General features: G+C 70.3%; 25 protein-coding genes. 10 read left to right on the top strand and 15 right to left on the bottom strand.

What is annotated here, in order from left to right:
- Positions 1 to 8 precede the first annotated feature (8 nt).
- From ACGFNP_RS37660 to ACGFNP_RS37685, 6 genes are read right to left on the bottom strand one after another with little or no spacing between them, the layout of a single operon-like run.
- Positions 9 to 1,316 carry an alpha-glucosidase/alpha-galactosidase gene (locus ACGFNP_RS37660; protein ID WP_358317790.1) on the bottom strand — a complete coding sequence of 436 codons (1,308 nt, stop codon included), beginning with the start codon at positions 1,314 to 1,316 and terminating at the stop codon, positions 9 to 11.
- Positions 1,313 to 2,260, bottom strand: a complete 948-nt coding sequence (locus ACGFNP_RS37665) for a carbohydrate kinase family protein (RefSeq protein WP_393326960.1) — start codon at positions 2,258 to 2,260, stop codon at positions 1,313 to 1,315. The genes ACGFNP_RS37660 and ACGFNP_RS37665 overlap by 4 nt, the downstream gene beginning before the upstream one ends.
- A 25-nt stretch (positions 2,261 to 2,285) precedes the next feature.
- Positions 2,286 to 3,164 carry a carbohydrate ABC transporter permease gene (locus ACGFNP_RS37670; RefSeq protein WP_393326963.1) on the bottom strand — a complete coding sequence of 293 codons (879 nt, stop codon included), beginning with the start codon at positions 3,162 to 3,164 and terminating at the stop codon, positions 2,286 to 2,288.
- The gene (locus tag ACGFNP_RS37675; RefSeq protein ID WP_358317787.1) at positions 3,161 to 4,111 is read right to left on the bottom strand and encodes a sugar ABC transporter permease; all 951 of its coding nucleotides are present in this window, start codon (positions 4,109 to 4,111) and stop codon (positions 3,161 to 3,163) included. Before ACGFNP_RS37675 ends, ACGFNP_RS37670 begins: the two co-directional genes overlap by 4 nt.
- A 10-nt stretch (positions 4,112 to 4,121) precedes the next feature.
- The gene (locus ACGFNP_RS37680) at positions 4,122 to 5,444 is read right to left on the bottom strand and encodes an extracellular solute-binding protein (RefSeq protein WP_393326966.1); all 1,323 of its coding nucleotides are present in this window, start codon (positions 5,442 to 5,444) and stop codon (positions 4,122 to 4,124) included.
- Between the two features lie 33 nt (positions 5,445 to 5,477).
- A complete protein-coding gene (locus ACGFNP_RS37685; RefSeq protein WP_393326969.1) occupies positions 5,478 to 6,230 on the bottom strand; it encodes an endo alpha-1,4 polygalactosaminidase in 753 nt (250 codons plus the stop codon).
- A 312-nt stretch (positions 6,231 to 6,542) separates the two neighbouring features.
- Between ACGFNP_RS37685 and ACGFNP_RS37690 the strand changes: the two genes are divergently transcribed.
- Positions 6,543 to 6,710: a hypothetical protein gene (locus ACGFNP_RS37690; protein ID WP_393327506.1), complete on the top strand. Its 168-nt coding sequence runs from the start codon at positions 6,543 to 6,545 to the stop codon at positions 6,708 to 6,710.
- A gap of 5 nt (positions 6,711 to 6,715) precedes the next feature.
- On the top strand, positions 6,716 to 6,985 hold the full coding sequence (locus ACGFNP_RS37695) for a DUF5360 family protein (RefSeq protein WP_393327509.1): 270 nt from the start codon (positions 6,716 to 6,718) through the stop codon (positions 6,983 to 6,985).
- Here ACGFNP_RS37695 and ACGFNP_RS37700 read toward each other — a convergent pair.
- The 4 genes from ACGFNP_RS37700 to ACGFNP_RS37715 form a co-directional block, all read right to left on the bottom strand.
- Entirely contained in the window at positions 6,905 to 7,792 is an 888-nt protein-coding gene (locus ACGFNP_RS37700; protein WP_393326972.1) for a hypothetical protein, read from the bottom strand. The two genes, ACGFNP_RS37695 and ACGFNP_RS37700, sit on opposite strands and share 81 nt — an antisense overlap.
- Before the next feature lie 102 nt (positions 7,793 to 7,894).
- Positions 7,895 to 11,134, bottom strand: coding sequence for a hypothetical protein (locus tag ACGFNP_RS37705; RefSeq protein ID WP_393326975.1), 3,240 nt, complete (start codon positions 11,132 to 11,134; stop codon positions 7,895 to 7,897).
- Between the two features lie 209 nt (positions 11,135 to 11,343).
- Positions 11,344 to 12,351, bottom strand: a complete 1,008-nt coding sequence (locus ACGFNP_RS37710; protein ID WP_393326979.1) for a hydroxyacid dehydrogenase — start codon at positions 12,349 to 12,351, stop codon at positions 11,344 to 11,346.
- A gap of 57 nt (positions 12,352 to 12,408) precedes the next feature.
- On the bottom strand, positions 12,409 to 14,391 hold the full coding sequence (locus ACGFNP_RS37715; protein ID WP_393326982.1) for a DUF2264 domain-containing protein: 1,983 nt from the start codon (positions 14,389 to 14,391) through the stop codon (positions 12,409 to 12,411).
- An 84-nt stretch (positions 14,392 to 14,475) separates the two neighbouring features.
- Here ACGFNP_RS37715 and ACGFNP_RS37720 point away from each other — a divergent pair, with 84 nt between their 5' ends.
- On the top strand, positions 14,476 to 15,546 hold the full coding sequence (locus ACGFNP_RS37720) for a LacI family DNA-binding transcriptional regulator (RefSeq protein WP_393326985.1): 1,071 nt from the start codon (positions 14,476 to 14,478) through the stop codon (positions 15,544 to 15,546).
- 4 nt (positions 15,547 to 15,550) lie between these two features.
- Here ACGFNP_RS37720 and ACGFNP_RS37725 read toward each other — a convergent pair whose 3' ends face one another.
- A complete protein-coding gene (locus ACGFNP_RS37725; protein ID WP_393326988.1) occupies positions 15,551 to 15,958 on the bottom strand; it encodes a hypothetical protein in 408 nt (135 codons plus the stop codon).
- Positions 15,959 to 16,080: 122 nt separating this feature from the next.
- On the opposite strand from ACGFNP_RS37725, the gene ACGFNP_RS37730 reads away from it, so the two are divergent.
- Positions 16,081 to 16,734 (top strand): response regulator transcription factor, encoded by a 654-nt coding sequence (locus ACGFNP_RS37730; RefSeq protein ID WP_393326991.1) that lies wholly within the window; start codon positions 16,081 to 16,083, stop codon positions 16,732 to 16,734.
- Positions 16,731 to 17,825 carry a sensor histidine kinase gene (locus ACGFNP_RS37735; RefSeq protein WP_393326993.1) on the top strand — a complete coding sequence of 365 codons (1,095 nt, stop codon included), beginning with the start codon at positions 16,731 to 16,733 and terminating at the stop codon, positions 17,823 to 17,825. Before ACGFNP_RS37730 ends, ACGFNP_RS37735 begins: the two co-directional genes overlap by 4 nt.
- On the opposite strand, the gene ACGFNP_RS37740 is transcribed toward ACGFNP_RS37735, so the two are convergent.
- Positions 17,815 to 18,294, bottom strand: a complete 480-nt coding sequence (locus tag ACGFNP_RS37740; protein ID WP_358317773.1) for an Rrf2 family transcriptional regulator — start codon at positions 18,292 to 18,294, stop codon at positions 17,815 to 17,817. The two genes, ACGFNP_RS37735 and ACGFNP_RS37740, sit on opposite strands and share 11 nt — an antisense overlap.
- Positions 18,295 to 18,376: 82 nt before the next feature.
- Between ACGFNP_RS37740 and ACGFNP_RS37745 the strand changes: the two genes are divergently transcribed.
- Positions 18,377 to 19,582, top strand: a complete 1,206-nt coding sequence (locus ACGFNP_RS37745; RefSeq protein WP_393326996.1) for a CynX/NimT family MFS transporter — start codon at positions 18,377 to 18,379, stop codon at positions 19,580 to 19,582.
- Positions 19,583 to 19,620: 38 nt separating this feature from the next.
- Here ACGFNP_RS37745 and ACGFNP_RS37750 read toward each other — a convergent pair whose 3' ends face one another.
- Positions 19,621 to 20,439, bottom strand: a complete 819-nt coding sequence (locus tag ACGFNP_RS37750; protein WP_393326999.1) for an IclR family transcriptional regulator — start codon at positions 20,437 to 20,439, stop codon at positions 19,621 to 19,623.
- A gap of 105 nt (positions 20,440 to 20,544) precedes the next feature.
- Here ACGFNP_RS37750 and ACGFNP_RS37755 point away from each other — a divergent pair, with 105 nt between their 5' ends.
- From ACGFNP_RS37755 to ACGFNP_RS37770, 4 genes are read left to right on the top strand one after another with little or no spacing between them, the layout of a single operon-like run.
- The gene (locus ACGFNP_RS37755) at positions 20,545 to 21,198 is read left to right on the top strand and encodes an ABC transporter permease (protein ID WP_358317767.1); all 654 of its coding nucleotides are present in this window, start codon (positions 20,545 to 20,547) and stop codon (positions 21,196 to 21,198) included.
- Positions 21,185 to 22,225 (top strand): ABC transporter ATP-binding protein, encoded by a 1,041-nt coding sequence (locus tag ACGFNP_RS37760; RefSeq protein WP_393327002.1) that lies wholly within the window; start codon positions 21,185 to 21,187, stop codon positions 22,223 to 22,225. The genes ACGFNP_RS37755 and ACGFNP_RS37760 overlap by 14 nt, the downstream gene beginning before the upstream one ends.
- Complete coding sequence (locus ACGFNP_RS37765; protein ID WP_393327005.1) at positions 22,222 to 22,989, top strand: ABC transporter permease; 768 nt, start codon at positions 22,222 to 22,224, stop codon at positions 22,987 to 22,989. The genes ACGFNP_RS37760 and ACGFNP_RS37765 overlap by 4 nt, the downstream gene beginning before the upstream one ends.
- A 36-nt stretch (positions 22,990 to 23,025) precedes the next feature.
- Positions 23,026 to 23,991, top strand: coding sequence for a glycine betaine ABC transporter substrate-binding protein (locus tag ACGFNP_RS37770; protein WP_393327008.1), 966 nt, complete (start codon positions 23,026 to 23,028; stop codon positions 23,989 to 23,991).
- Here the strand turns inward: ACGFNP_RS37770 and ACGFNP_RS37775 are convergent.
- Both ACGFNP_RS37775 and ACGFNP_RS37780 read right to left on the bottom strand, forming a co-directional pair.
- Positions 23,897 to 24,442, bottom strand: coding sequence for a phosphotransferase (locus ACGFNP_RS37775; protein ID WP_358317759.1), 546 nt, complete (start codon positions 24,440 to 24,442; stop codon positions 23,897 to 23,899). The genes ACGFNP_RS37770 and ACGFNP_RS37775 overlap by 95 nt on opposite strands.
- Positions 24,439 to 24,570, bottom strand: a complete 132-nt coding sequence (locus tag ACGFNP_RS37780) for a hypothetical protein (RefSeq protein ID WP_358317757.1) — start codon at positions 24,568 to 24,570, stop codon at positions 24,439 to 24,441. Before ACGFNP_RS37780 ends, ACGFNP_RS37775 begins: the two co-directional genes overlap by 4 nt.
- Between the last annotated feature and the right edge of the window lie 23 nt (positions 24,571 to 24,593).

The following is a 24,593-nucleotide window of genomic DNA, read 5'->3' on the forward strand; positions in this document are numbered from 1 at the left end:
CGGCGCCTTTACCCCAGGTTCGCACGGAGGCCGGGCTGCAGGCGGTCGGCGTGGGCCGCGACCATGTCGTCGCACAGCCGCCAGATCCGCTCGACGGGCAGAGCCCCGGCGGTCGCCGGGTCCATCATGGCGGCGTGCCGGATGTGGCGGGGATCGTCCTCCAGCGCGGCCCGTACGACCAGGTCGTTCATGCTGAGGTAGGCGCGGTTGAGCGCGGCCAGTTGCGGGGGCAGCTCGCCGACGCGGGTGGGCTGCACGCCCATCGCGTCGACCAGGCAGGGCACCTCGACCACGCCGCGGGAGGGGAGGTTCTCGATCAGGCCATGGTTGGGAACGTTCCCATAGATGGTGCGGGGCGTGCCCGTGGTGATGCTGTGGATGATCTGCGGGGCGTACTCCATGGTCCCCTCGACCGGCAGCGGGGCTCCGGTGGCCAGGGCGTCGCGGGTCTTCTCGTACGTGGCCACGTTCTCCTCGACGATGTCCAGGTAGGCGCCGATGGGCAGGCGCAGCCGCTCGATCTCGCTGTCGTGGCCCAGGTACCAGGGCACGTACTCGGAGGAGTGCTCGCTGGTCTCGGTCGGGTAGTAGCCCAGTCGCCGGTACATGTCGACGCGGACGCGGCGGCGCAACTGCTCGTCACCCGCGATCAGCGCGTCGAGGCGGGGGTACAGGTCGGCGCCGTCGTGCTCGAACCGCAGCACCCACGCCTGGTGGTTGACGCCCGCGGCCCGGTAGGTCACCTCCTCGAACGGCACGCCCACCAGGTCGGACAGGTCACGCATCGTCCAGTAGACCGAGTGGCACAGTCCCACCACGCGGGTCAGCCCGGTGGCCTCGGTGAGGTACTGGACGTTCATCGCCATCGGGTTGGTGTAGTTGAGCAGCCACGCGTCGGGACAGACGGCGGCGATGTCCTCGCCCAGTGCCTTCAGCAGCGGGAACGTGCGCAGGGCGCGGAAGATACCGCCGACGCCGAGGGTGTCGCCGATCGTCTGGCGCAGGCCGTACCGGGCGGGGATCTCGAAGTCGGTGCGGGTCGCCTCGCCCATGCCGACCTGGACGATGTTGATGACGAAGTCCGCGCCGGTCAGGGCCTCCCGCCGGTCGGCGTGCGCGGTGATCCGCGGGCGGGCGCCCCGTTCGGCGGCGATGTGCCGGGCGGCGGCCTCCGCGGTGCTCAGGCGTTCGGCGTCGATGTCGTGCAGGGCGATGTGGGCGTCCTTCAGCTCGGGGAACGCGAAGAGGTCCGCGAGGAGGCCCTGGGTGAAGACGACGCTTCCCGCGCCGATGAATGCGATCTTCGGAGTGCTCATGTCGGCTGGTTTTCCTTGCTGGTGACGTGTGCGACGGCCTCATCCCAGGTGGGCTGGGCCGTGGTGCCGCCGGGGGCGCGGGTGGACAGGGCGCCGCAGACGGCGGCGAACTCCAGGGCGCGGTCGGGGAGCAGGCCGTTCAGAATCGCGGCGACGAAGCCGGCGTCGAAGCTGTCGCCCGCGCCCACGGCGTCCACGGCGTCCACGGTGATGCCGCCGGTGGTGACGAGCGTGTCCCCGTCGTGGCAGAGGGCGCCATCCGCGCCGTTCTTGACGGCCACCAGCGGCCCGCGCGCGGCGAGCGCGGCGGCGACCGCTTCCAGGGAGCCCGCGGCGTGACCCGCGAGGTGGCGCGCCTCGTGCGCGTTGGGCAACAGGATGTCGAGCTCCGCGAGTACTGCGGTCAGCCCGGCCGGATCCCACAGTCCGGCGGGGTCGTCGTTGGTGTCGAGCGAGGTCGTGGCGCCGTGGGCCCGCGCGGTGCGCAGCAGGCCGGGCAGCGCCTTGGCGAGTCCCGGCATCAGGAAGTAGGAGGCGAAGTGCACGTGCCTGGTGGCGGCGAGCAGTGACTCGGGGACGTCGTCGCCACCGGTGGCGGCGAGGGTGCCGGGAGCGGTCAGGATCGCGCGGTCGCCGTCGCGGGTCAGCACGACGGTGAGCGGGGTGGACAGCTCCGGGTCCACGCGGAGCGCCTCGGTGTCGACCCCGCGGGAGTTCAGGGCCGCGCGGACGTAGCGGCCGGCGTCGTCGTCGCCGACGCGCCCGGCGAACGCGACGCGCAGGCCCAGGCGCGCGGCTCCGCAGGCCATGATCGCCGCGGAGCCGCCGAGGGTGAGCGCACCGCCGCCGACGAGCTGTTCGCGCTGCTCGAAGGCGAGCGGAGCGTCCAGCGGGCCGAGGATGACATCCGGGTTGGCGTCCCCGGCAACGAGCAGGTCGAACATCGGTTTCCTGTAGATCGAGGGGGTTTCAGCCCTTGAGGCCGCTGGAGGTGATGGACCGGATGAACGACTTCTGCGCGCCGATGAAGGCGAGCAGCACCGGCAGCACCGTGATGAGGTTCCCGGCCATGACCGCCGCCCACTGGGTGTGGTGCCGGCCCTGGAAGTTGGCCAGCCCCAGCTGCAGGGTGTACTGGGTGTCGTGGTTGATGGCGATCAGTGGCCAGGTCAGATCGTTCCAGGTGGTGAGGAACGTCAGGATCGCCACAGTGCTCAGCGCGGGCCGCGACAGCGGCAGCACGATGCGGAACAGCACCCGCAGTCTCGTGCACCCGTCCATCCAGGCGGCCTCCTCCAGCTCCCTGGGCAGCGAGAGGAAGAATTGCCGCAGCAGGAACACGGCGAACGGCGTGACCAGTGACGGCACGATCAACGCGCCCAGCGAGTCGATGAGCCCGAGGCTCTTCATGACCAGGAACGTCGGGATCATCGTCAGCTGGAACGGGATCGCCATCGTAGCCAGCATCAGCACCAGCAGGGTGCGGGAGCCGAAGAAGCGCATGCGGGCGAACGCGTAGCCGCCGAGCGAGCCGAACACCAGGTTGGACACGACCGCGACACCGGAGACGATCAGCGAGTTGAGGAACCAGCGCGGGAACAGGGCGTTGTTGAGCACGTACCGGAATCCGCCCAGGTTGATCCCCGAGGGCCACAGCGCGGGCGGGAACCGGTTGATCTCCGCGTTGCTCATCACAGAGCTGAGCACCAGCCAGATCAGGGGGATCGCGAAGATCAGCGCGAGCGGCGCCAGCAGCAGGTGCCAGGCGCTGAACGGCAGCCGCACGCGGCTCTTCCGGCTCACGCCCGCGTGCGCGGCCCGATGCTGGGTGGTGGCGGTCGCCGTCATCGGGTGGCTCCTTCGAGGGTCTTGCGCTCGCGGCCCCGGACCACGCGCAACCCGGCGGCGATCACGAACAGGGCCACGGCGAGGACATAGGCGGCAGCGGCTCCGTAACCGGCCGTGAAGTTCTTGAACGCCTGCTCCCAGATGAAGTAGACGATCACCGTGGTGGCGCCGAGCGGTCCGCCCTTGGTCGTCACGTACACCAGGTCGAAGACCTGCAGGGCGTTGATGGTCTGCCACAGCACCAGGAACACGCTGACCGGCGTGAGCGTGGGCAGGGTGACGTGGCGCAGCAGGTGCCATCGCCCGGCGCCGTCCAGCCGCGCCGCCTCGATCAGCGGCTGCGGCACGTCCTGGAGGGCCGCGAGATACACCACCACGCAGAACCCGAGTCCGCTCCACAGACTGATGGCCACCAGCACGAGCAGGGCCTGAGCCGGGTCGGTGAAGAATTTCTGGGGCGAGATGCCGAACCAGTGCAGCACCGCGTTGGCCGCCCCGAACTGCGGGTCGAGGATGAAGGAGAACAGCGTCCCCTGGGCGGTGGCCGAGATGACGAACGGCACGACGAACAGCGTGCGGTACAGGCCGACCAGCCTGATCCGCCGGTTCAGCACCAGCGCGAGCCCCAGTCCCAGCACGATGCTGAGCGGGACGTACAGCGCCGTGTAGACCAGCGTGTTGCGGACGGCCTCACCGAAGTGCGGGTCCTTGGTCAGCGCGTAGTAGTTGTCCAGTCCCACCCAGCGGCTGGGCGTGATCAGGTTGTCGGCCTGGAAGGACAGCAGGAACGACCAGACCGTGGGCACGATGCTGAGCCCGAGGATGATCAGGACGGCCGGGGAGATGAACGACCAGGCGGTCGCGGACTCCCGGCGCCGGGCCTGGCGCCGGGCCCGCTGCCGCAGCTCGTGACCGGAAATGGTGATGGGTGTGGGCACAGGCGACATGCGACGCTCCTCAGCGCGGTATGAGCAGGGCGGCGTTGGCCGCGTCGGCACACTCGCGCAGCGCTTCGGCGGGGGTGCTCTTGCCGAGCAGGACGGCGACGACGGCCTGCCCGAGCGCCTGGGATATCTGCGGGTAGGCGGGGTGCGTGGGGCGGACCCGGGCCGTCTCCAGCGACTTGACGAACACCGGCAGGCCCGGAGTGTCCGCCTCCTGCTTCTTCCAGGCGGGTAGTTGCTGGGTGGGGCGGCTCAGCGGCATGCTGCCCGCCTCCACGTCCCAGCGCACGTCCTGGGCGGGCTGCATGAGCCAGGTCAGGAAGGTGCGGGCCGCCCGCACGCGCGCCTCGCCGTTGTCGAACATGGTCCAGGTGTCAGGACCCGAGATCGTCATCGGCCGCCCGCTGAAGCTGGGCAGCGGCACCACCTCATAGTCGATCTTGGCGCTCAGGATGTCGGGCAGCTGCCACGGACCCGTGACGACCATCCCCATCCGGCCGCCCAGGAACACCTGGTACATCTGCTCACTGCCGGGCTTGGGATCGATGTAGACACTCGCGTCCTTCGCGAGTGCCTCCACCACCTGCAACGCCTGCGTGCCCGTGTCGGCGAACCCGATGCCGCGCCCGTCCTTGGCGACCACGTCGCCGCCCAGGTCCCAGATCAGCGGCCACATCCGCCAGACCGTGTCCTCGTCCGCCGCGCCCGGCCAGCCCGTGCCGAACCGGCCGCTGCCGGCGTCGGTCAGCTTCTTGGCCGTCTCGATGAACTCCGGCCATTTCCAGCCCGCCTGGGGCAGGGGCACCCCCGCGTCGCGGAACACCTTCTTGTTGCAGACCACGGCGAGCGAGTCGAGCACCGCCGGAGCCGCGCGGACCTGGCCGTCGATCGTGACGGCGGCCCGCGCCGGCGCCCAGAAGTCGTTCCACGGCGTGGGACCGGACTCGACCATGCTGGTCAGATCCGCCACCTGCGGGCTGAGCGCGACGTTGGCCAGGTCCGATCCGAAGATATAGGCGATGTCCGGGTAGGAGCCTGACGCGAGCGACGCGGTGATCTTCTGCAGCATCGCGTCGGCCAGCACTCCTCCGCCCATGTCCACCCGGATGTCGGGATGCGCCCGCTCGAAGTCGGCCACCAGGCGCGCCAGGGCGTCCTTGGCGGTGTCGGTCTGACCGTGCCAGAGCTCGATCGTGACCCGCCCGTCGGCGCCGACACCATCGCCGGCGCCTTTCGCGCACCCGGCCAGCGTCGTTCCCGCCACCGCCGTGAGCGCCAGGGCGTACCCGCCGCGCAGGACGTCTCGGCGGGAGGGCAGTGGGGCAACGCGCTCCATCTTTACCTCCAGAAACCGTGGTCAGAAGACCAGTCAGCAGGTCTTGCGGACATATCCGCTGCTGCCCTTGGGTGAGACGTCCACGTCACGCCGGACGATGCTCAGCTTGGTACCCCATCCGGAGCACGCCCGCGACAGACCGGTGGCGTTGTACTCGATGACGATCACGTTGTTGCCGAACGCCGCGGTGTAGTCGCCGCACTCCTTGTACTGGCCGCACTCCTCCGCGACCGCGAAGTCGAGCCCGTTCGCCGTGCGCGAGCCGGCCAGCTCCGAGGTGTTCTTCTGCGCGATGGCCAGGCCCTGGCTGTGGGCGTGGCTGCTGAGCAGCCGGATGTACGCCTGGGCGTTCGAGGCCGTCAGCAGGTTCTTCGACCGGGTGTAGCTGTCGTAGTTGTCGGGCTCGATGGCCTGGTAGCCCTTGGTCTTGCAGCCGGTGATCCAGGAGTTCACCTTCGCGGCGACCCGCGTGCGCTTGGCGTCCGTACGCAGGTCCAGCAGCGCCTCGCCCCAGTCCTCGTCGATGACGACCTTGCCGTTGGCGTCACGCAGCAGCAGGTCTGCGTCCCAGTCCTTCTCCTCGCCGGGCTGGACCTGGAAGGCGTTGACGTAGCAGATGTTGTACAGCCCCGCCGCGGGAGCCGCGGACCTGTCCCTGCTGACCACGGTGACCCCGGTCGGGGGCGTGTAGGCGCCGCCGATCTGGTAGTCGAACCCGGCATGGGTCGGCGGCGGGGCGAACGCGGCCGCCGAGGCGGTCGACGGGGTGGCGGCAAGCGCGGCCACCGCGGCTGTCAGCGCCGCCGCAGCACTAAAACATCTACGTGTGGGGCTCATCGTCGCACTCCAGACGATAGGGGGTACGTCCCCGCCTCGGACGCTGACAGCGATCCTGGCGACTTAGTCCGGGCTCATGGTGGTGACCATCTACCGGCTAGGCGTACCTCTGGCGCCGGATGCTGGATACCGGCGTTCATCGGAGTAAATCGAGCACGAACGCTTCTGTCAAGAGCTCGGAGCTGCTCGAATGGCGGGATTTAAGCGCAAGATTGCACAACATGAGCCTCGCCATCGGTGCGGTCAGCCTAGTCGCTCACGCTGGAAGCCGTCGCCAAGCGGGCCGGACTGGCGCCACTGCGTGAGCGGTTCGCCGCCTGGCAGGCACGGCTCGCCGACGACGGCATCGACCCGGCCGCGGCGACGGCCGTACGGCGATCGATCGTGCCGCGCACCACTAAGGCGTTGATGCTGGTCACGGACGCCTGACCGGCCTGTTCCTCCTGCGCCGGGGCTCGCCCAGCGGCTGGCCGCTGATGCTGGTCTCGCTGGTGCTGACGATGGCGTCCGGGCTGATGGCGATCGCGTTCTGGACCCTGCGCGGGGACTTCTCACTCCTCTGGTGGATACCGAACCTCTACCTCATGCTCTTCCCCGTCCCGGGGATCATCCGCCTGACGGCGTCAGATCCGCGCGTTGCGGCGCAGGATGCCGAGAGCGGCCACGGTCGTGTGGCCGCGCCAGTCCAGGACGCCCGCGGGTGAGATCTGGGCGTAGTCGACGGTCCATCCGCCGTCGTCCTGCTGCGCCCCGGCCAGGCGGTCGAGGTCGGCCTCGATCAGCTCCGGGGCGAACAGGGCCCGCACCGGGCGGTCCGGGAACGGCGCGAAGTCCAGCGGGCGGAGCATCTCGTGCTCGGTGCCGCCTTCGACGTGAACCTGGCCGCTGGCCGGGATGTACGTGCCCAGTCCGGCGAGGAGCCCGGCGGCCTCCGGGTGGGTGTCGTGCACCGCGTCCAGGAACCGCAGCGCGAAGGCCAGCACGTACGCGTGCGGCCGCTGGTCGAGGGCGGCGATCGTGTCCAGGCAGTAACGGGTGGCCCGTTCCAGCCAGGGGTGCGCGGCCACGCCGGGCAGGTGGGCGGCGACGCGGTGCGCGGTGGCCGCGGTGACGGAGGTGATCTGCAACGAGGACACCGTGCTGTCGGCCCCGGCCCACCAGGGCGCGTTGCCGGCGTCGGAGGCGCGGGGCAGCGCGAACGACAGGCCGCCATCGGGCAGCGAGGCCGACGCCAGCCAGTCGCACAACTCGGCCGCCCGTGTGGTGGCGGCCGGGGCGGTGTCCTCGAACACCTCGAAGGCGTGCAGCGCGGCACCGGGCTGGCTCTCGGGCGAGCGCAGGTCGGGCTCCAGGCCCCAGCCGTAGCCGCCGTCAGGGTTGCGGTAGCCGTCCAGCGCGGCCAGCGCGCCGGCCGGATCGCCCTCGCCCATCAGGACCTCGAAGCGGCGACGGTCCAGGACCCGTGCGTGCGTGGCCATGAAGGCGGTGGCAGCGGAAAGATCAACGTTCATGTTTTCATGATGACCCCGTCGCCGGGCTCCGGTCTTGCAAGAAACGGCCACACGGCCGAGCCCGGTGAAGGGGGCGTGCCCCTGGAGGCACGCCCCCGGCCGTCACGGCCCGTATGCCTTGACCTCAAGGAGGCCGACGGAGCTGGTGCCGTTACCGGTCAGCAGCACCCGCAGGCGGGTGGTGCTCGTCGCGGTGAAATTGACGGTGTTGTACTGGTTCTTCGCCAGCCCGTACGAACCGGCGCCGGGCATGTCGACGTAGGCGGTGCCGTTCCAGTACTGGAGCTTCCACGACGCGGGCATGTCGATGCCCTCGTCGTCGTCGAAGAAGTAGACCTCGGCCTTGTTCAGGGTCTTGGCCGAGGACCAGCTCAGGTCCACCCACTGCTGCCCGGTCTCCGGCCAGCAGCCCCAGCGCGGGTTCACGGTGTCGTTGGAGGAGGGCGGGTCGATGCCGTCGTTGACGGCGGCGACGCTCTCCCAGGAGGAGGTGTTCGACGCCGACGGGGTCGCCGAGGCGGCCAGGTTGCCGCTCGGCGGCTGCTGGGTGCCGCCGCGGTTGAAGACCTTGATCTCGGTGAGCCCGGTCTTGGCCCCCGAGGCGTTGGTGGCCAGCACCCGTACCCGCTGGGCGCTGATCGCCGGGAACTGCACCACGTTGTAGTTGGCCCGCGGCGCCGACGGGCTCTTGGCCTGGCTCGGCACGCTGACCCAGGCGCTGCCGTTGTAGTACTGGATGTCGTACGAGGCGGGAGCCCGGTAGGTGGCGCTGGCCGGGCGGCTGTCCTTGAAGTAGAGCCGCACCTCGTTGAGGGTGCGGGCGGCCCCGAAGTTCACCTCGTACCAGTCCTGGGAGGCGCCGGTGCCGCCCCAGAACGGTTCGTTGATCGGGAAGCCGTCGACCGCGCCCGCGGCCGTGCTGCCCGAGGCGGTGGAGGAGGTCGAGACGCTCGACCCCTGAGCCAGGTTGGTCAGGTCGGCGGTCAGGTCGACCCCGGCCTTGGCCAGCAGGTCCACCATCCGGGCGCTGGACTGCGTCACCTGCGCGGGAGCCTGCAGCCCCGGCGAGGACACGTGGTAGGTGACCGTGCCGCTCGTGGTGACGTCACCGGTGGCCGGGTCCCAGGTGAACGGCACCAGCGAGCCGACCGTGGCGACCCTGCTGCCGTTGATGAAGATGGAGTAGCCCTCGGGCACGCCCGGGTAGCGGACCACGCCGTCCGACGGGTCGTCCCAGACGATGGTCAGGTCGGCGTTGCGGTAGCGCAGGTTGTTGACGGTGAAGTTGGGCCAGCCGATGTTGATCGGCGAGAGCTCCACCTTCGCGTCGTTGCGCGGGCGCAGCCCCGCCACGTCCTCGATCACGGTCCAGTTGCTGCTGCCCAGGATGTTGTGGTGGATCCAGGAGCGGTAGGTGATCGAGGAGCCGTTCCAGTCGGCCCAGAACTCGTTGGCGTCGGGCCACTGGGTGTTGCCGTTGATGTACTGCGCCCAGGCGTTCCAGTACAGGAGCTTCTTGTACCAGGTCGCGTCGATCCACGAGTTGGAGTAGTTCCGCAGCACAGAGGAGAGCAGGCGGAACTGCACGGTGGAGTTGATCGTGGAGAAGTTGTTGCTACCCGTGCCCGAAGCCGCCTTGTCGGCCTGGTTGGCGGTGTAGAAGGGGAAGATCGGATACTGCGCCGGATCGTCGAACAGGCGCAGGGCCTGCTTGTAGGTCGCGGTGTTGGGGATGGCGCCGACGGCGAACGGGTAGTAGTTGTTGATCTCCTTCCACGGCACCCACTCGTTGGTGGACTTCAGCCGGTGCTCGAACAGCTGCCGGTTGGGGTTCCACAGCACGTTGACGATGGCGTTCTGGATCTGCGTCGCGAGCGTGCGCATCTCGGTGGCCTTGGCGGTGTTGCCGATCGCCTCGTACGCCTGCGCCGCGGCCAGCGCGCCGCTGTACTGGTAGGCCGACTCCGCGCGGTCCATGTTGCCGCTCTTCCAGTGGAAGGAGACGGCGTCGGCGTCGTTGCCGGTCAGGGCGCCCCAGTCGTACTCGATGAGCTTGTTGTTGTCATGGTCGTAGTAGGAGAGCTGGCCCTTGACGTCCCCCTCGGCGTAGCGCGCCAGGTTGGCGGCGATCGCCGGCTGGCCGCCATGGATCTGGTAGCTCTTCCACGCCGCCTCGGCGATGTACTGGGTGTAGCTGTTGGACCAGTTCTCGGGATCGCCCGGGTTGTCGAGGAAGCGGCCGTTCTTCGAGATCTGACCGACGCTCAGCCAGTCGCCGTAGGAGTAGATCGGGTTGCGCAGGTATTTCAGGTCGTCGATGTGCATGGGCTGGGTGAGCGCGATGGCGTTGTTGTAGCCCAGCACGCCTTCGGTCGAGGTGGGGAACTGGAACGTCTGCCCCGGGATGTCGGCGTCGAGGTTGTTGAAGCGCATCAGCCACCAGCGGTAGTAGATGTTCTTCTTGATGGCCGGCTCGGGCACGTCGATGTAGGGCACGTTCTGCGCCCACCACAGGTTGTAGGCCCGTACGTGGGTGGCGAAGGCGGTGGCGTTGGTGTAGCCCGCGTACGCGTCGTACTCGGTCCGCGACTCGGGAATCTCGTTGGTGACGAAGCCCATGACCACCTTGGCGGTCACGGTCGCGCCCGCCGCGATCGTCACGGACCTGTTCAGGCCGCCGCTGGAGACGGTGAAACCGTCACCGGTCAGCCGAGGATAGAGCGTGGTGAGGTTGTTGTAGGCGTTGACCTGCCCGGTCAGCTCGCTGCCGGACCCGGAGGTGGCGTACGGCGAGGTCGCCCGCAGTTGCAGCGTGGTCGAGCTGGAGCCGCCGTTCGTGATCGACAGGTTCGTCACGGCGACGTTGTTGTTCGTGATGAACTTCGTCTGGTTCACCGTGATGGAGCCGCTGGTGTGCACGCTCTTCCAGTAGCTGGGCGCCTGCCAGCGGGAGTTCACCTGCTCGGTGAAGGTGCCCGGCGTGATGGCCACGGTGTAGGCGTTGTTGTTGCTGATGCTCTCCCAGTACGCCACCTGGCCGGCGAAGCCGAGCGTGCCCGGCGTGTGGGTCTTCATGAACAGGGCGCGTCCCCGTGACATGAGCCAGGTTCCCGCCGGGTCGTTGCCGGGGCGGGCGAGCAGCCGGTCCATCCAGAAGTCCGTGCCCGAGCTCTCCGCGTCGTAGATGGCCTGCATCATGTTGCCGGTCGTGTACGTACCGGGCGCGGCCGGGATCGACGGGCCGGCGAAAGTGGGGTATCCGATGGTCTGGGCGGCCTGCGCGGGAGCGCCTAAGGCGAGTGACCCGGCGATGAGCAGCAGGGCCGTGATGATTCTTCTCATGCCTGATTGATCCGATCCGATCGAGCGCGTGGGGGGAATGATCGAACCTAGCGCTTGGTTGTGGTAGCGCTAACAATCCTTTCTGTCGAATCACCTGAATAAAAGGTTTTCGGAAACGTAGACCGATCTTCCGAACCTGTCAATCAGTACGGCGACCTATCCCCTGCCACTCCACCGCACTGCGGAGCGAAAAGGCTTTCGGCAAGCCGTCAGGCGAGGTAGCCGAGCTGCGCGACTTCCACCCGGCCGCGCAGCGGGCGCCCGCTCAGGAAACGTTCAAGCTCGCCGACCGCGAACTCACCGAGCCGCCGCAACTCACGCCCCTGCGCGCCCGCCAGGTGCGGGGTGACGAGCACATTGGGCATCCGGAAGAGTGGGTGCTCCAGCGGCAGCGGCTCGGGATCGGTCACGTCGAGCACGGCCGAGACGCGACCGGTCGCGCACACCCGGGTGAGCGCCTCGGTGTCGATCAGCGAGCCGCGGGCGGTGTTGATCACGACGGCCTGGTCGGGCAGGAGGGCGAGGCGCCGTTCGTCCAGCAGGTGGTGGGTCTCGGCGAGGGCCGGGGCGTGCACGGTGACCAGGTCGCTGCGCCGGCACAGTTCGTCCACGTCCACCAGCTCGACCTCCAGCCGGGACGCCTCCTCCGGGGAGACATAGGGGTCGGACAGCAGGATGTCCACGTCGAAGTCGCGGAGCCGCCGCAGCACGTGACGGCCGACCCGGGAGGCCCCGATCACGCCGACGGTGCAGTGATGCAGCCCGGTGCCGCCGCCCGGCTGCCAGGTGGACCGGTCGGCGCCGGCCGCGTAGTGTCCGGCCCTCCCGAAGACCCGTTTCGCGCCGAGGACGAGCATGGCGATGGTGTACTCGGCGACGGGCACGGCGTTCGCCTCCGCCGCGGACGACACGACGAGCCCGCGCTCGAACACGACGGGATCGACGATCGCCTTTACGGTGCCGGCGGCGTGGACGACGGCCCGCAGCCCCGGCGCCGCCTTCAGCACTCCGGCGTCGATCCGCGGGCAGTCCCAGCCGGTCAGCAGGATCTCCGCCGTGGCCAGCGCGCGGGCCGCCTCCTCGCCGTCGAACGAGGTGAAGGTCACCGTCGGATCGACGTCCACCGACTGCCGCAACCGGGTGACGAGGTCGGCGGGGAAGACGTCGTGGAAGGCCCAGGGCGCGATCGCGAAGACCGCTACGGGTCGCCGTGCCATAGAAGGCTCCTTGGGTAGGTGAACGGTTCCGCGGCGGCCCCAGGGCCGCCCGCCCCGTCAGGGACGGTCGCCGCCGTTGACGACCCGTGCGCAGGTCGGGGTGCCGGTGAGGCGGATCGTCGCCGAGTCGCCGCTCGGCAGTTCCAGGCTGACCTGGTCGCCCTCGACCCGCGCCACCGGGGGCCGGAGCGCCTCGTCCGTGCCAGCGAGCAGGACGAGGCTGACGTACACGGCGGTCCCGCCCGGGTGCGCGTCGGCGATCACGTACGGGGTGGCCGAGTGCCGCCCGAAGGCGTTGGCGCCCTCCGCCGTCGCCACTCCCGCGCCCGTGTAACCGTGCAGCCCGTGCACCACGCTTGCCAGGCCGTCCGGCCGCCGCGCCGACGCCCAGACGCCGCCCACGCCGCTCACATCGCCGCTCATGTATCCGCACACGTAGCCGCTCCCGCCGCCGCTCTCACCGTTCACGTCGCCGCTCCCGCCGCCGCTTTGCCACTTGAGCGGCGTCTCGCCCGCGAGGGCGTGCCCGCCGTCCCTGATCCGGTGTCCGGCGGGCGCGGTGACCTGATGGATCCGCACCTCGGCCGGCCCGTCCACCACCGAGGCCGTCACCACGCGGACCGGCCCGGCCGGCAGGTCGTCGCAGTAGGCGGAGGCGGCGAACCGGTCCTGCGTCGTGAGCGGCTCGATACGCCGCCGCCGCGCGACGGCTCCATCCGGCGCGACGACGACGAGCTCCCCGTCGAAACCAGCCGCCTCGCCCAGGTCCGGCCCGGTGTGGCTGGTGTAAGCGAGTTTGAGGTAGTGCGGATCCGGCAGCCCCGACGGGTCCTGGATCCGGTCCCGGTCGCTGCCGTGGTTGACCAGCCGGACCACGCCGTCCTCGCGGGTGGCGTGCAGCAGCCATCCCGGCGGGCGCAGCGCCACCGCCTGGTCCGCGAGGTCGATCGGCGCCGGGACCTCGGCGTCCGTCCAGACCGGATGCTCGGGCGGCAGCAGCAGCCCGAGGAACGCCTTGCTGGCCCAATAGGGCGAGCCCGGCCCGGAGTAGCTCTGCGTGACCGGCAAGAACGTGTCGTACCAGCCCAAAGTCAACAGACCGCGCTCGTCCGGCACGCCGCGCTCGGCGAAGTGGCGCAGCACGCCGCTGGCGATCCGCCGGGTCCGGCCGGGCGGCAGCGGCGAGGAGCCGGCCAGCGCGCCCAGCCAGAGCGGCGCGGCCGTGGCGAACCGGTAGGTGAGCGAGCGCCCCTGGTGCACGGGCCCACCGTCGGCGGCGAACAGGTGCTGGTACTGGCCGAGGAAGAGCCGCAGCCGCTCGCCGTAACGCTCCAGGCGGGCGGTGTCCCCGGCCATCCTGGCCCACAGCACCGGGTAGAGGTGCAGGGCCCAGCCCGCGTAGTAGTCGAAGTTCTTGCCCGCGCCATCGGAGTACCAGCCGTCGCCGACGTACCACTCCTCGATCCGTTCCAGCCCGCTGGTGATCTCGGCGGCCTCGTACGGCCCGCCCACCTCGGCCAGGAACTGCTCGACGACCACCCGGAACAGCACCCAGTTGTTGTCCGGGGTCCGTTTGCCGATGAAGCCCGCCAGCCACGCCACCACCCGCTCCTGCTCGGCCGGGGACAGCCGGTCGTACAGCCAGGGCCGGGTCTCGTGCAGGGCCAGCGCGATCGAGGCCGCCTCCACCAGCGGCTGGGACATGTCGGTCAGCGCCGGCCAGGCGTACGGGTGCGCCGGGTCGGTCCCCGCCACCAGCCCCTGGGCGTACCGCTCCAGGAGCGCGGGCGGCACCTGACCACCCGCCCCGGCGATCCGGAACGCGGCCAGCATGAACGTGCGGGCGTACCCCTCCAGACCGTCGCTCACCGGCCCCGAGCGGCTCTGCCTGCCCGGCAGGCGGTACTGGGCGAAGTCGTCGGTGGCGTACGGCACCACGGACGCCAGCAGGTGATCCGCCACGGCCTCCCAGTGCGCCCGGGTCCAGCCGGTGTAGGCGGACAGCTCGGCATCGGCGGGTGGGAGGCGCAACGACGACATAAAGCGGATACTACGGCATTTTAGCTGGGGTTTTCCGGCTAAAATAGCCCAGCGAGAGTAACCGTTTTAACATTGGGAGGTCGCATGGCCCGGCGGACGGCGTCCGACGACGGCGGGCCGCGACCGTCGACGATCCGTGACGTGGCGAAACACGCCGGCGTATCCGTCGCCACGGTGTCCAGAATCCTGTCCGGCACCTATCCCAGCGCTCCCGCCACGCGCGGCAAGGTCATGCGGGCGGTCCGCGAGCTCGACTACGTGGCCAACGCCCACGCTCGGGGGCTGGCCGGGTCGAGCACCAGCAGCGTCGCCATCATCGTCAACTCGGTCATCTCCCCCCACTACGCCGCCGTCGCCCAGGGTGTGCAGACCCAGGCCGCCCTCGAAGGCCGGTTGTGCCTCGTCGGCACCACCGGAGGCGATCCGGAGCGGGAGCTGGCGACGATCCGGCTCATGCGCGAGGAACACGCCGACGCGGTGATCCTGGTCGGCAACGTGGTGGCCGACGACGCCTACCGCGAGCGAATGGGCGAGTACGCCCGCGCGCTGGCCCTCGCGGGCTCGCAGCTCGTCCTGTGCGGGCGCCCCCCGCTGGGGCCCGACGTACCGGCCATCGTGGTCGAATACGACAACGCCGGTGGCGCGTACGCCGTCACCAGCCACCTGCTCTCGGCGGGCCACCAGCGCATCCTGTTCCTCGGGCGACGGGACGGCTACAGCACGCCGGAGAGCCGCATCGCCGGCTACCGGGCGGCGCTGGCCGCCTACCGCGTGCCCCACGATCCGGCGCTGGAGGTGGCCGGCACGATGGAGCGCCACGAGGGCTACCGCATGGTGCGCGAACGGCTCGACGCGGGACCGCGCGACTTCACCGCCATCTTCGCCGGGAACGACCTGATCGCCGCGGGTGCCCGCCAGGCGCTCAGGGAGCGGGGCCTGCGCATTCCCGAAGACGTGTCCATGGTCGGTTTCGACGACCTGCCGCCCGCCGCCGACATCGACCTGACCACCGTGCACGTACCGCACGAGGAACTGGGCCGCACCGCCGTACGGCTGGCACTCGAACGCGAGCGCGGCAGGACGGGCGCCGCCGAGCACGTCCTGCTGGGCACGCACATCGTCGTCCGCGACTCGGTCCGCCCGAACCTCCCCTGACCGCTCAGCCGGGAGGGATAACCGGCGCCACAGGGGCCTCGCTGATCACCGGCGCCGCCAACGCCGCGGGCGCCACGCGGATCACCGGCGCCGCAGGCGCCGAGGGCGCGTCGGGCGCGCCCGGCAGGTGGGTGCCGGTGGGCAGCAGCGACTCGCACGCCTTCACCGCCGCCCCGTACCTGACGGACAGGACGTCGACGTGTTCACCGTTGATCTCGAGGTTGACCAGCCCGTCCGAGGAGACGGCGACCTCGGGGAAGTCGGGCAGCCCCTTCGAACGCATGCAGTCGGTGAACGCCTTGGCGTCCGTGCCGGGGCCGTCCGGGGCGGACAGCGCACTCGCGCCCCCACCCACTCCCGCTGCGACGACCGCGGCGGCGAGGATCACGTTCCTGATCGTTGAGCCGAGCATGATGGCTCCTCCGTTTCCATCGTTTCTGTTCGGTGAGCCCAGCAAAGCCGAGGACCGGTTACGGGACGGGAACGGCGGCGGTTACCCCGCTGTAACCGGCGGCTGGGCATCCTGGGTGGATCATGAGGGTGCTGATGGTCGAAGACCACGAGGAACTGGCCCAGACAGTGGCCGCGGGCCTGCGTCGCGAGGGCATGGCCGTCGATGTGGTGCTGGACGGCGACGCCGCGCTCGACCGTACCTCCGCCAACCACTACGACGTGGTCATCCTCGACCGCGACCTGCCCGGCCTGCACGGCGACGACGTGTGCAGGTCGCTCGTGGGCGCGGGCTACCCGGCGCGGGTGCTGATGCTCACCGCCGCCGGAACGATCGACGACAAAGTGACCGGGCTGGGGGTCGGCGCCGACGATTACCTGCCCAAGCCGTTCGCCTTCGCCGAGTTGGTCGCCCGGCTCCGGGCGCTGGCCAGGCGGACGCGTCCGGCCCTGCCGCCGGTGCTCGTCCACGGCGACCTGCGCCTCGACTCGACCACGCGGATCGCCACCCGCGACGGGCGGCGGCTGTCGCTGAGCCCCAAGGAGTTCGCCGTGCTGGAGCTGCTGCTGGCCGCCCAGGGCGCGGTGGTCTCCGCCGAACAGCTCCTGGAGCAGGGCTGGGACGAGTTCGCCGACCCGTTCACACAGACCGTGAAGGTGACGATCAGCCGGTTGCGCCGCAAACTGGGCGACCCACCGCTGATCGAGACGGTTCCGCAGGCCGGATACCGGATATGAGGCGGACGGCCCGGCTGCGCCTCACGCTCCTGTACAGCGGGCTGTTCCTGCTGGCCGCGGTGGTGCTGGTCACCCTCATCTACCTCCTGGTCGTGTACTCGCCCTTCCCAGGGCCGCCGACCGCTCCCACGGCACCAGGAGGGCTCGACCTGCCCGTACCGGAGCCCCAGGTGAAGGAGCAGCACGCCGAGAGCCTGCGCCGGCTGCTGGTCAACTCCCTGGTCGCGCTGGCGGTCATGGCGTTCGCGTCGGTACTGCTGGGGCGGCTCATGGCCGGGCGCGTCCTACGACCGCTGGGCGACATGACGGCCACCGTCCGGCGCATCACGGCCGACCGGCTCGACCGGCGGCTGGCCGCGTCCGGGCCGGACGACGAGCTCAAGGAGCTGGCCGACACCTTCGACGAGCTCCTGGATCGGCTGGAGGCGGCGTTCACCGCGCAGCGGCGGTTCGTCGCCAACGCCTCCCACGAGTTGCGCACGCCGCTGACACTGCAGCAGGCCATGGTCGAGATCGCGCTCACCGACTCCACAGCCGACGCCGGGTCGTTGCGGGCCGTACTGGAACGTCTGCTCGCCAACGGAAAGCACCAGGAACGGCTCATCGAGGCCCTCCTCACCCTGGCCCGTAGCCAGCAGGGCCTGCATCACCGGCAACCTCTCGACCTGGCCGCGATCGCCGGGCAGGCCCTCGACCGGCGGGGCGACCAAGGCGTCCGGGTCGACCCCGCGCTGCGCCCGGCACCCGCGTCCGGCGACCGTGCCCTGCTCGAACGCCTGGTCGCGAACCTGCTGGACAACGCCGCACGGCACAACGTGCCCGACGGCTGGATCAAGGTGACGACCGCCGTGGAGGGCGGCCGGCCCACCCTCAGGATCTCCAACAGCGGCCCGGTGATCCCACCCGAACGAGTCCCCACGCTCCTGCAGCCCTTCCAGCGTCTGGAGACCGGCAGAAGAGCCACCGGCGACGGCCTGGGGCTGGGCCTGTCGATCATCGCCGCCATCGTCCAGGCCCACCACGGCACACTGGAGGCTCGCGCCCTGCCTGGAGGCGGGCTGGAGGTGACTGTCTCTTTGATCACGCGGTAGAGGTCAGCCAGCCGCGGACGTCGGCCATCGCCGTACCCTCGCTGTCGGCGTCGATGCCCGCTGCCAGGTCCGCGATCGTGACGGCTGCCAGCGCGCCGGACCAGGCCTCCTGCGCCGAGGCCATCGCGCGGGCGATCGCGCACGGCCGGTCACACCGTTCGGCCGGTACGGCCAGCGGCCCCTGCTGCCGGATCTCCGTGCACCGGTAGGCGGGTGACGTGCCGTCGATGGCCTGGACCACCTCCAGCACGGTGATCGCCGCGGCGGGCCTGGTGAGGAGGTAGCCACCGACCTGGCCGGCCGTCGACCGTACGATGCCCGCCCGGGAGAGCGCCTGGAGGTGCTTGGCCAGGTACGCCGGAGGGGTGCCGTGCAGCTCCGCGAGCCGCGCCGCCGGCACCGGGTCCCGGCTCTGGCTGAGCGTGACACAGCCGTGCAGCGCCCACTCCACTCCGTTGGACATCTTCATGTCCGCAGCCTACCCATTCCGGATAAGAAATGTCCGTGATAGAACTCGGATGGAAAATGTCCGAGATCAATTAGGAGTCCCCATGACGCGTACCGCCCTCGGCGCGGCCGCCGTCGCGCTGTTCGTCGCCGCGGCGAACCTGCGGCCGGCGATCGCCGCCGTGTCCCCTCTGGTGGACCGCATCCAGACCGACCTCGACCTGTCCGCCGCCGGAGTGGCGCTGCTGACGACCATCCCGACGCTGGCCATGGGGGTCTGCGCGCCCCTGGCCGCCGTGGTCGGCCGCAGGTTCGGGCTGCGGCGCGGCGTGCTGATCGGGCTCGCCGTCATCGCCGTGGCGACGGCGGCCCGCGTCTTCGGCGGCGCCGCCTGGCTGCAGCTGACCTGCGCGGCGGCCGTCGGGGCCGGGATCGCGATCGCGCAGACACTGCTGCCCGCCGTGGTCAAGACCCGCTTCGCCGACCGCGCCGGCCTGGTGACCGGCATCTACACGGCCGGCCTCGGCCTGGGCGGGGCGGTCGCGGCCGGGGTGACCGCCCCGCTAGCCGACGCCATCGGCTCCTGGCCGGGGGCGCTGGCCTCCTGGTCGGTGCTCGCGGTGGCGGGCATGGCGATGTGGTCGGCCGCCGCCACCTCCCTGGGCCTCGACAGCGGCTCAGCCCCTATGGGCCCTGTCACCAAGGGGCTGCCATGGCGGAGCGGTGTGGCCTGGCGCATCACCGCGCTGTCCGCCGCCAACTCCGCCCTGTACTACTGCGAACTGGCCTGGGTCGTCCCCCTGCTGCACGAGGACGGGCGGCGTGGCGCCACCGGTGCGGGGGTGCTGCTGACCGTGCTGATCTCCATCCAGGTCGTCGCCATGCTGGCCGTACCGGCGCTGCTGGGTGAAGGGCGGGACCGGCGCGCCGGGCTGGCCCTGACGACGGTGTTGACGGCGATCGGGTTCGCGGGGCTGGCGGCGGCGCCGGCGACGGTCACCTGGTTGTGGATCGCCGCCTTGGGCGTCGGCCACGGCGGGCTGTTCACGCTCGTACTGACGCTGCCCGTGGTGGTCAGCCGTGACGCCGCCGAGGCCGGACGGATCAGCGCGATGGCGTTCTTCGTCGGCTACGCCTGCGCCGCCCTTGCGCCCCTGCTGGTGGGCGCGCTACGCGACGCGACGGGAGACTTCCACCTGGCCTTCGGCCTGCTGAGCGGCCTGACCGCCGCGACGCTGCTGCCCATCGCCCGGCTGAACAAGGGCGGGGGCGAGCGTACGGCCGGGGTTTGTGAGGCGTCACAGATTTGACATCGGCGAGCCGGACGCGTTTCCGCGACGCGTCCGGTTCACCGCACCCGCAGCGGCATGGCCGACAGAACGCCTCGGCCGCCCGGTGGCAGCCCCAAGGCGACCGAGAGCTGACGCGCCGTCTCCGCGGCGATGCCGCCGATCTCGTGCAGGCGCGACTCGCTCGGCGAGCGGGTGACCGACACGGAGACGGCGGCCGCGATCACCCCGCGGTGGTCGCGTACCGGCGCCGACACCCCGAATACGCCGTCGTCCAGCTCGAACGCCGTCACCGCGTAGCCGAAGGAGCGTACGTGGGCGACGTCGGCCAGCCACTGCTTCTCGTCGTTGACCGCGGGGCCCAGGCCGGCGGGCAGGGCGGCCCGCAGGCTTTCGCGGATCTGCGCGTCGTCCCAGTCCGCCAGCAGCGACCGGCCGGCCGCCGCCATGATCACCGGGATCGAGATGCCCTCCCAGATCCGGTGGAAGGCCCGCGAGGAGGGCAGCGTCATCAGCGTGAGCGCCATGTCGCCGCGCTGCACGCACAGGTGCGTGTCCTCGTCGCAGGCCGTGGCCAGCCGCCGCAGGAAGGGCACGGCCAGCTGGACCAGCCTCGACTGCTGCGTACGCGCCGCGAGCGCGAACAACCGCCAGCCCAGGCGATAGCGCTTGGTCAGCGGGTCGCGCTCGACCATGCCCTCGGCCTCCAGACCGCGCAGCGCCCTCGGCACCTGGCTCTTCTCCCGGCCCAGCCGCTGCGCGATCCAGTTGACGCCGAACCCGTCCACGTCGCGATCGTCCCCGTTGCCCGCCAGCACTTCCAGGATGTCCATGTCCCGCCGGAGTCCGGCCGACGACAGCGGCGATTTCTCGCTCATTCCCACCCTCGCTCAGTTGCGCTGACCGCAACCCATTTTGCGATGACTGCAATTGGTCACATACGTTTACACATTCCTACAAGCGTAAGCAAAGGCGGACACTCTATGAACTTCAGCGAGTACGTGGTCTCACGCTGGGACACCCTCTCGCTGGCTGCCGCCGAACACGCCCTGGTCGTGGGCATCGCCATCGGCGTCTCCACCGCCGTCGGCGTCGGCATCGGACTCCTCACCCACGACCTGCCGAAGACCCGGGGAGCCTCGCTGGGCATCTCCGCCGCGATCCTGACGGTCCCCTCCCTGGCACTGCTCACCCTGCTCATCCCGGTGACCGGGCTGGGATGGGGATCCACGCTGGTCGCGCTGACCGCGTACGCGTTCCTGCCGATCATCAGGAACACGGTCGCCGGACTGCGCGGCGTCGACGCCGCCATGGTGGAGGCGGGGCGCGGGATGGGCATGAGCCGGATCCGCGTCCTGCTGAAGGTACGGCTGCCGCTGGCCTGGCCGCTGATCCTCACCGGAGTGCGCGTCGCCACGCAGATGCTCATCGGCATCGCGGCCATCGCCGCCTACGTCGACGGACCCGGCCTCGGCACGCAGATCTTCGAAGGGCTGTCCCGGCTGGGCTCGGTGAACGCGCTCAACGCGACGCTCGCCGGCACGCTCGGCATCGTGGTCATCGCGGTGCTGTTCGACCTGTTCTTTTTCGCTGTACGTCAACTGACGATCCCAAGGGGGCTTCGTGTTCGACCGTGACACCGGAGGCGCGCGTATTGAGCTGCGGGCACTGACCAAGCACTACCCAGGGCAGCCCGCGCCGGCGGTGGACCACGTCGACCTCGACATCCCCGCCGGTGAACTCGTGGTCTTCGTCGGCCCGTCGGGCTGCGGCAAGACGACCACGATGAAGATGATCAACCGCCTGGTCGAGCCCACGTCGGGCGAGATCCGCATCGGCGGCGAGGACGTGCTGAGCCTGCACCCCGACGAGTTGCGCAGGCACATCGGCTATGCCATCCAGCAGGTGGGACTGTTCCCGCACCTGACCATCGGCCAGAACATCGGCCTGGTGCCGAAGCTGCTGGGCTGGTCCGCCGCCCGTACGGCCGACCGGGTCGAGGAACTCCTGACCCTGGTGAACCTGGAGCCGTCGGCCTTCCACGACCGCTACCCCAGCCAGCTCTCCGGCGGGCAGCAGCAGCGGGTGGGCGTGGCCAGGGCGCTGGCGGCCGACCCGCCCGTGATGCTGATGGACGAGCCCTTCGGCGCCACCGACCCCATCACCCGTGAGCACCTGCAGAACGAGTTCGTCAAGCTCCAGAAGCAGCTGCGCAAGACGATCATCTTCGTCACGCACGACTTCGAGGAGGCCATCAAGCTCGGCGACCGCATCGCCGTACTCCGGGAGCGATCGCACATCGCGCAGTACGACACGCCCGCGAACATCCTGGCCAACCCCGCCGACGACTACGTGGCCGGCTTCATCGGCCAGGACGCCACGCTCAAGCGGCTCGCGCTGCTGCGCGTGGCGGACGTGGAGTGCGCACAGCAGCCGGGGAGCGCGGACATGCCGCAGATCACCGCGGACGCCAGCCTGCGCGAGGCCCTGGACGTCATGCTCGCGCACGGCACCGACCGCTGCGGCTCGCCGTCCGGCGTGCTCACCTACGACGCGCTGTGCGAGGCGGTGGGATCCGAACCGGCATCGGGGACCGCCCCCGTGCGGAAGGAGCCGGTGGGAGCCGGCCCGGCCGCCGCCCTGAAGGAGGCGGTCCGCCGGTGACCACCGCGACACTCCGTGCGGGCCGGACCCGCCCGTCCTGGCGCGTGTCAGGTCTGCGGCACGTCATCACCCCGGTCGTCCTGTGCGGCGTACTGATCGGCCTATACGTATGGGTCGGCGCGCAGAACCTGGACTCGATCGAGAGCCGCAGCCTCACCCGGGAGTTCCTCCTGGCCAAGGCCGTGGAGCACATCCAGATGACGCTCCTGGCCACAGCCCTCGTCGTGATCGTCGCGATCCCCCTGGGCGTCGTCGCCTCGCGGGCCCGCAACCGGCTGATCGCCCCCGTCATCCTCACCGTGGCCAACCTCGGCCAGGCGATCCCGTGCATCGGGCTGCTCGTTCTCTGCACGTTCATGTTCGGGGTGGGTTTCCAGACCGCCCTGGTCGGCCTGGTCGCCTATGCGGTGCTGCCCGTGCTGCGCAACACGATGGTCGGAGTGCAGCAGGTCGATCCGGCACTCATCGAGGCCGCGCGCGGCATGGGAATGACCAAGGGGCAGGTGCTGCGCCGGGTCGAGCTCAAGCTGGCCGTGCCGGCGATCCTCGCCGGCCTGCGGACCGCGCTCGTCCTGACCGTCGGCGTCGCCACGCTCGGCGCGTTCGTCGCCGCGGGCGGCTTCGGCGAGCTGATCATCAACGGGCTCAAGCTGAACCGCATGCCCGTGACCATCGTGGGCGCCGTGCTGACCGCGTGCATCGCCTTCTTCATCGACTGGCTGAGCGCGCTCGCCGAAGACCTGCTCAAGCCCCGCGGCATCTGACCCCACGCAAGTCCAGCTTCAAGAGGTGTTTTTTTCATGCATGTCCGCAAGACGTTCACCCTGCTCGCCGCCGCCGCCCTGACCCTGACCGCCACGAGCGCCTGTGGTTCGAGCGACTCCGTCGAGGCCGCCAGTGCGGGCAACGAGCTGTCCGGAGCCAAGTTCGTCATCGGCTCCAAGGACTTCACCGAGAACATCATGCTCGGGCAGATCGCCGTGCAACTGCTCAAGGCGCACGGGGCCGAGGTCGAGGACAAGACGAACCTCGGCGGCACCGTGCCCAACCGCAAGGCCCTGGAGTCCAAGTCGATCGATATGTACTGGGACTACTCGGGCACCGGCTGGATCGAGCACCTGAAGAACGCCACCCCCATCCCGGACGCGGCCAAGCAGTTCAAGGCCACCGCGGACGAGGACCTCGCGAAGAACAGGATCCGCTGGGTCGGGCCGACGCCGCTGAACAACACCTACGCACTGGCGATCCGCTCGGAGAAGGCCAAGGAACTGGGCGTCAAAACGATCTCCGACGTGGTGAAACTGGCCAAGACCAACCCGGACCAGGCGTCGTTGTGCGTCGAGTCGGAGTTCTCGACCCGTGACGACGGGCTGCCGGGGCTGTCCAAGGCGTACGGACTCAACCTCCCGAAGGACAAGATCAGCCAGCTCGACACCGGCGTCGTCTACACCGAGACCGACAAGGGCCAGACCTGCAACTTCGGCGAGGTGTACACCACCGACGGCCGCATCTCCGCGCTCGGCCTGACCGTGCTGCAGGACGACAAGCACTTCTTCCCGATCTACAACGCCGCCGTCACCGTACGGGACGAGACGTACCAGAAGTACCCGGCTCTGGAGAAGGTGCTCAAGCCGGTGATCGCCAAGCTGGACGACACGACCATGCGGAAGCTCAACGCCCAGGTGGACGTCGACGGCGAGGAGCCGAGCAAGGTCTCCGCCGACTGGCTCCGCACCTCAGGCTTCCTCGGCAAGTCCGACGCCTGATGGTGCGGGTCCAGTAGCCGGCGAACGCCACCAGCAGCGCGTCCACCCGCTCCGGCTCCGCCGCCCGGCCCAGCGGATGCGCGGCGAACAGCTCCTCGGGGTCGGCGTCACCCAGATCCGACTCCAGCAGCAGGCAGACCAGGTCGGCCCACGCGGGGCCGGTGCACGCGCGGCCCCAGTCGACCAGGCCGGCCCGCGCGTGCGGGGTGATGAGGAAGTTGTCGAAACGCGGATCGAAGTGCAGCAGCGAGTCTCCGACGACCAGCGACGCCCAGTCCCGTTCGACCTCGGCCAGCCGCCCCAGCCGCGCCCGCTCCCAGGCGCCGAGACCGTCGGTGGCGCCGTCGCGCTCCCTGGCCTGCCAGGTCTCGCAGCGGCCCGCCATACGGTCGGCCACCGTCGGCAGGCCGCCGATCGGCGACGGCGTGAGCTCGCGGGCGCAGACGGTCACCAGGCGGAGGGCGGCGGCCCGCCCCGGCGCTCCTCGAAACGCCGCACGGCCGAGCCGAGGCGGCGTTCCACCTCTTCCACCAGGGGACCGGGCAGCTCGTGCCAGGCGCGGCGGCCGGATTCGCGCACGACTCCGGCCTACCCGATCAACG

The organism is Nonomuraea sp. NPDC049269, from assembly GCF_043197155.1.
Classification (GTDB): Bacteria; Actinomycetota; Actinomycetes; order Streptosporangiales; family Streptosporangiaceae; genus Nonomuraea.

Excerpts from the sequence above, each read along its gene's own strand:
- ACGFNP_RS37660 (WP_358317790.1), bottom strand. The coding sequence starts at position 1,316 with ATGAGCACTCCGAAGATCGCATTCATCGGCGCGGGAAGCGTCGTCTTC.
- ACGFNP_RS37665 (WP_393326960.1), bottom strand. The coding sequence starts at position 2,260 with ATGTTCGACCTGCTCGTTGCCGGGGACGCCAACCCGGATGTCATCCTC.
- ACGFNP_RS37670 (WP_393326963.1), bottom strand. The coding sequence starts at position 3,164 with ATGACGGCGACCGCCACCACCCAGCATCGGGCCGCGCACGCGGGCGTG.
- ACGFNP_RS37675 (WP_358317787.1), bottom strand. The coding sequence starts at position 4,111 with ATGTCGCCTGTGCCCACACCCATCACCATTTCCGGTCACGAGCTGCGG.
- ACGFNP_RS37680 (WP_393326966.1), bottom strand. The coding sequence starts at position 5,444 with ATGGAGCGCGTTGCCCCACTGCCCTCCCGCCGAGACGTCCTGCGCGGC.
- ACGFNP_RS37700 (WP_393326972.1), bottom strand. The coding sequence starts at position 7,792 with ATGAACGTTGATCTTTCCGCTGCCACCGCCTTCATGGCCACGCACGCA.
- ACGFNP_RS37705 (WP_393326975.1), bottom strand. The coding sequence starts at position 11,134 with ATGAGAAGAATCATCACGGCCCTGCTGCTCATCGCCGGGTCACTCGCC.
- ACGFNP_RS37710 (WP_393326979.1), bottom strand. The coding sequence starts at position 12,351 with ATGGCACGGCGACCCGTAGCGGTCTTCGCGATCGCGCCCTGGGCCTTC.
- ACGFNP_RS37715 (WP_393326982.1), bottom strand. The coding sequence starts at position 14,391 with ATGTCGTCGTTGCGCCTCCCACCCGCCGATGCCGAGCTGTCCGCCTAC.
- ACGFNP_RS37720 (WP_393326985.1), top strand. The coding sequence starts at position 14,476 with ATGGCCCGGCGGACGGCGTCCGACGACGGCGGGCCGCGACCGTCGACG.
- ACGFNP_RS37725 (WP_393326988.1), bottom strand. The coding sequence starts at position 15,958 with ATGCTCGGCTCAACGATCAGGAACGTGATCCTCGCCGCCGCGGTCGTC.
- ACGFNP_RS37730 (WP_393326991.1), top strand. The coding sequence starts at position 16,081 with ATGAGGGTGCTGATGGTCGAAGACCACGAGGAACTGGCCCAGACAGTG.
- ACGFNP_RS37735 (WP_393326993.1), top strand. The coding sequence starts at position 16,731 with ATGAGGCGGACGGCCCGGCTGCGCCTCACGCTCCTGTACAGCGGGCTG.
- ACGFNP_RS37740 (WP_358317773.1), bottom strand. The coding sequence starts at position 18,294 with ATGAAGATGTCCAACGGAGTGGAGTGGGCGCTGCACGGCTGTGTCACG.
- ACGFNP_RS37745 (WP_393326996.1), top strand. The coding sequence starts at position 18,377 with ATGACGCGTACCGCCCTCGGCGCGGCCGCCGTCGCGCTGTTCGTCGCC.
- ACGFNP_RS37750 (WP_393326999.1), bottom strand. The coding sequence starts at position 20,439 with ATGAGCGAGAAATCGCCGCTGTCGTCGGCCGGACTCCGGCGGGACATG.
- ACGFNP_RS37755 (WP_358317767.1), top strand. The coding sequence starts at position 20,545 with ATGAACTTCAGCGAGTACGTGGTCTCACGCTGGGACACCCTCTCGCTG.
- ACGFNP_RS37770 (WP_393327008.1), top strand. The coding sequence starts at position 23,026 with ATGCATGTCCGCAAGACGTTCACCCTGCTCGCCGCCGCCGCCCTGACC.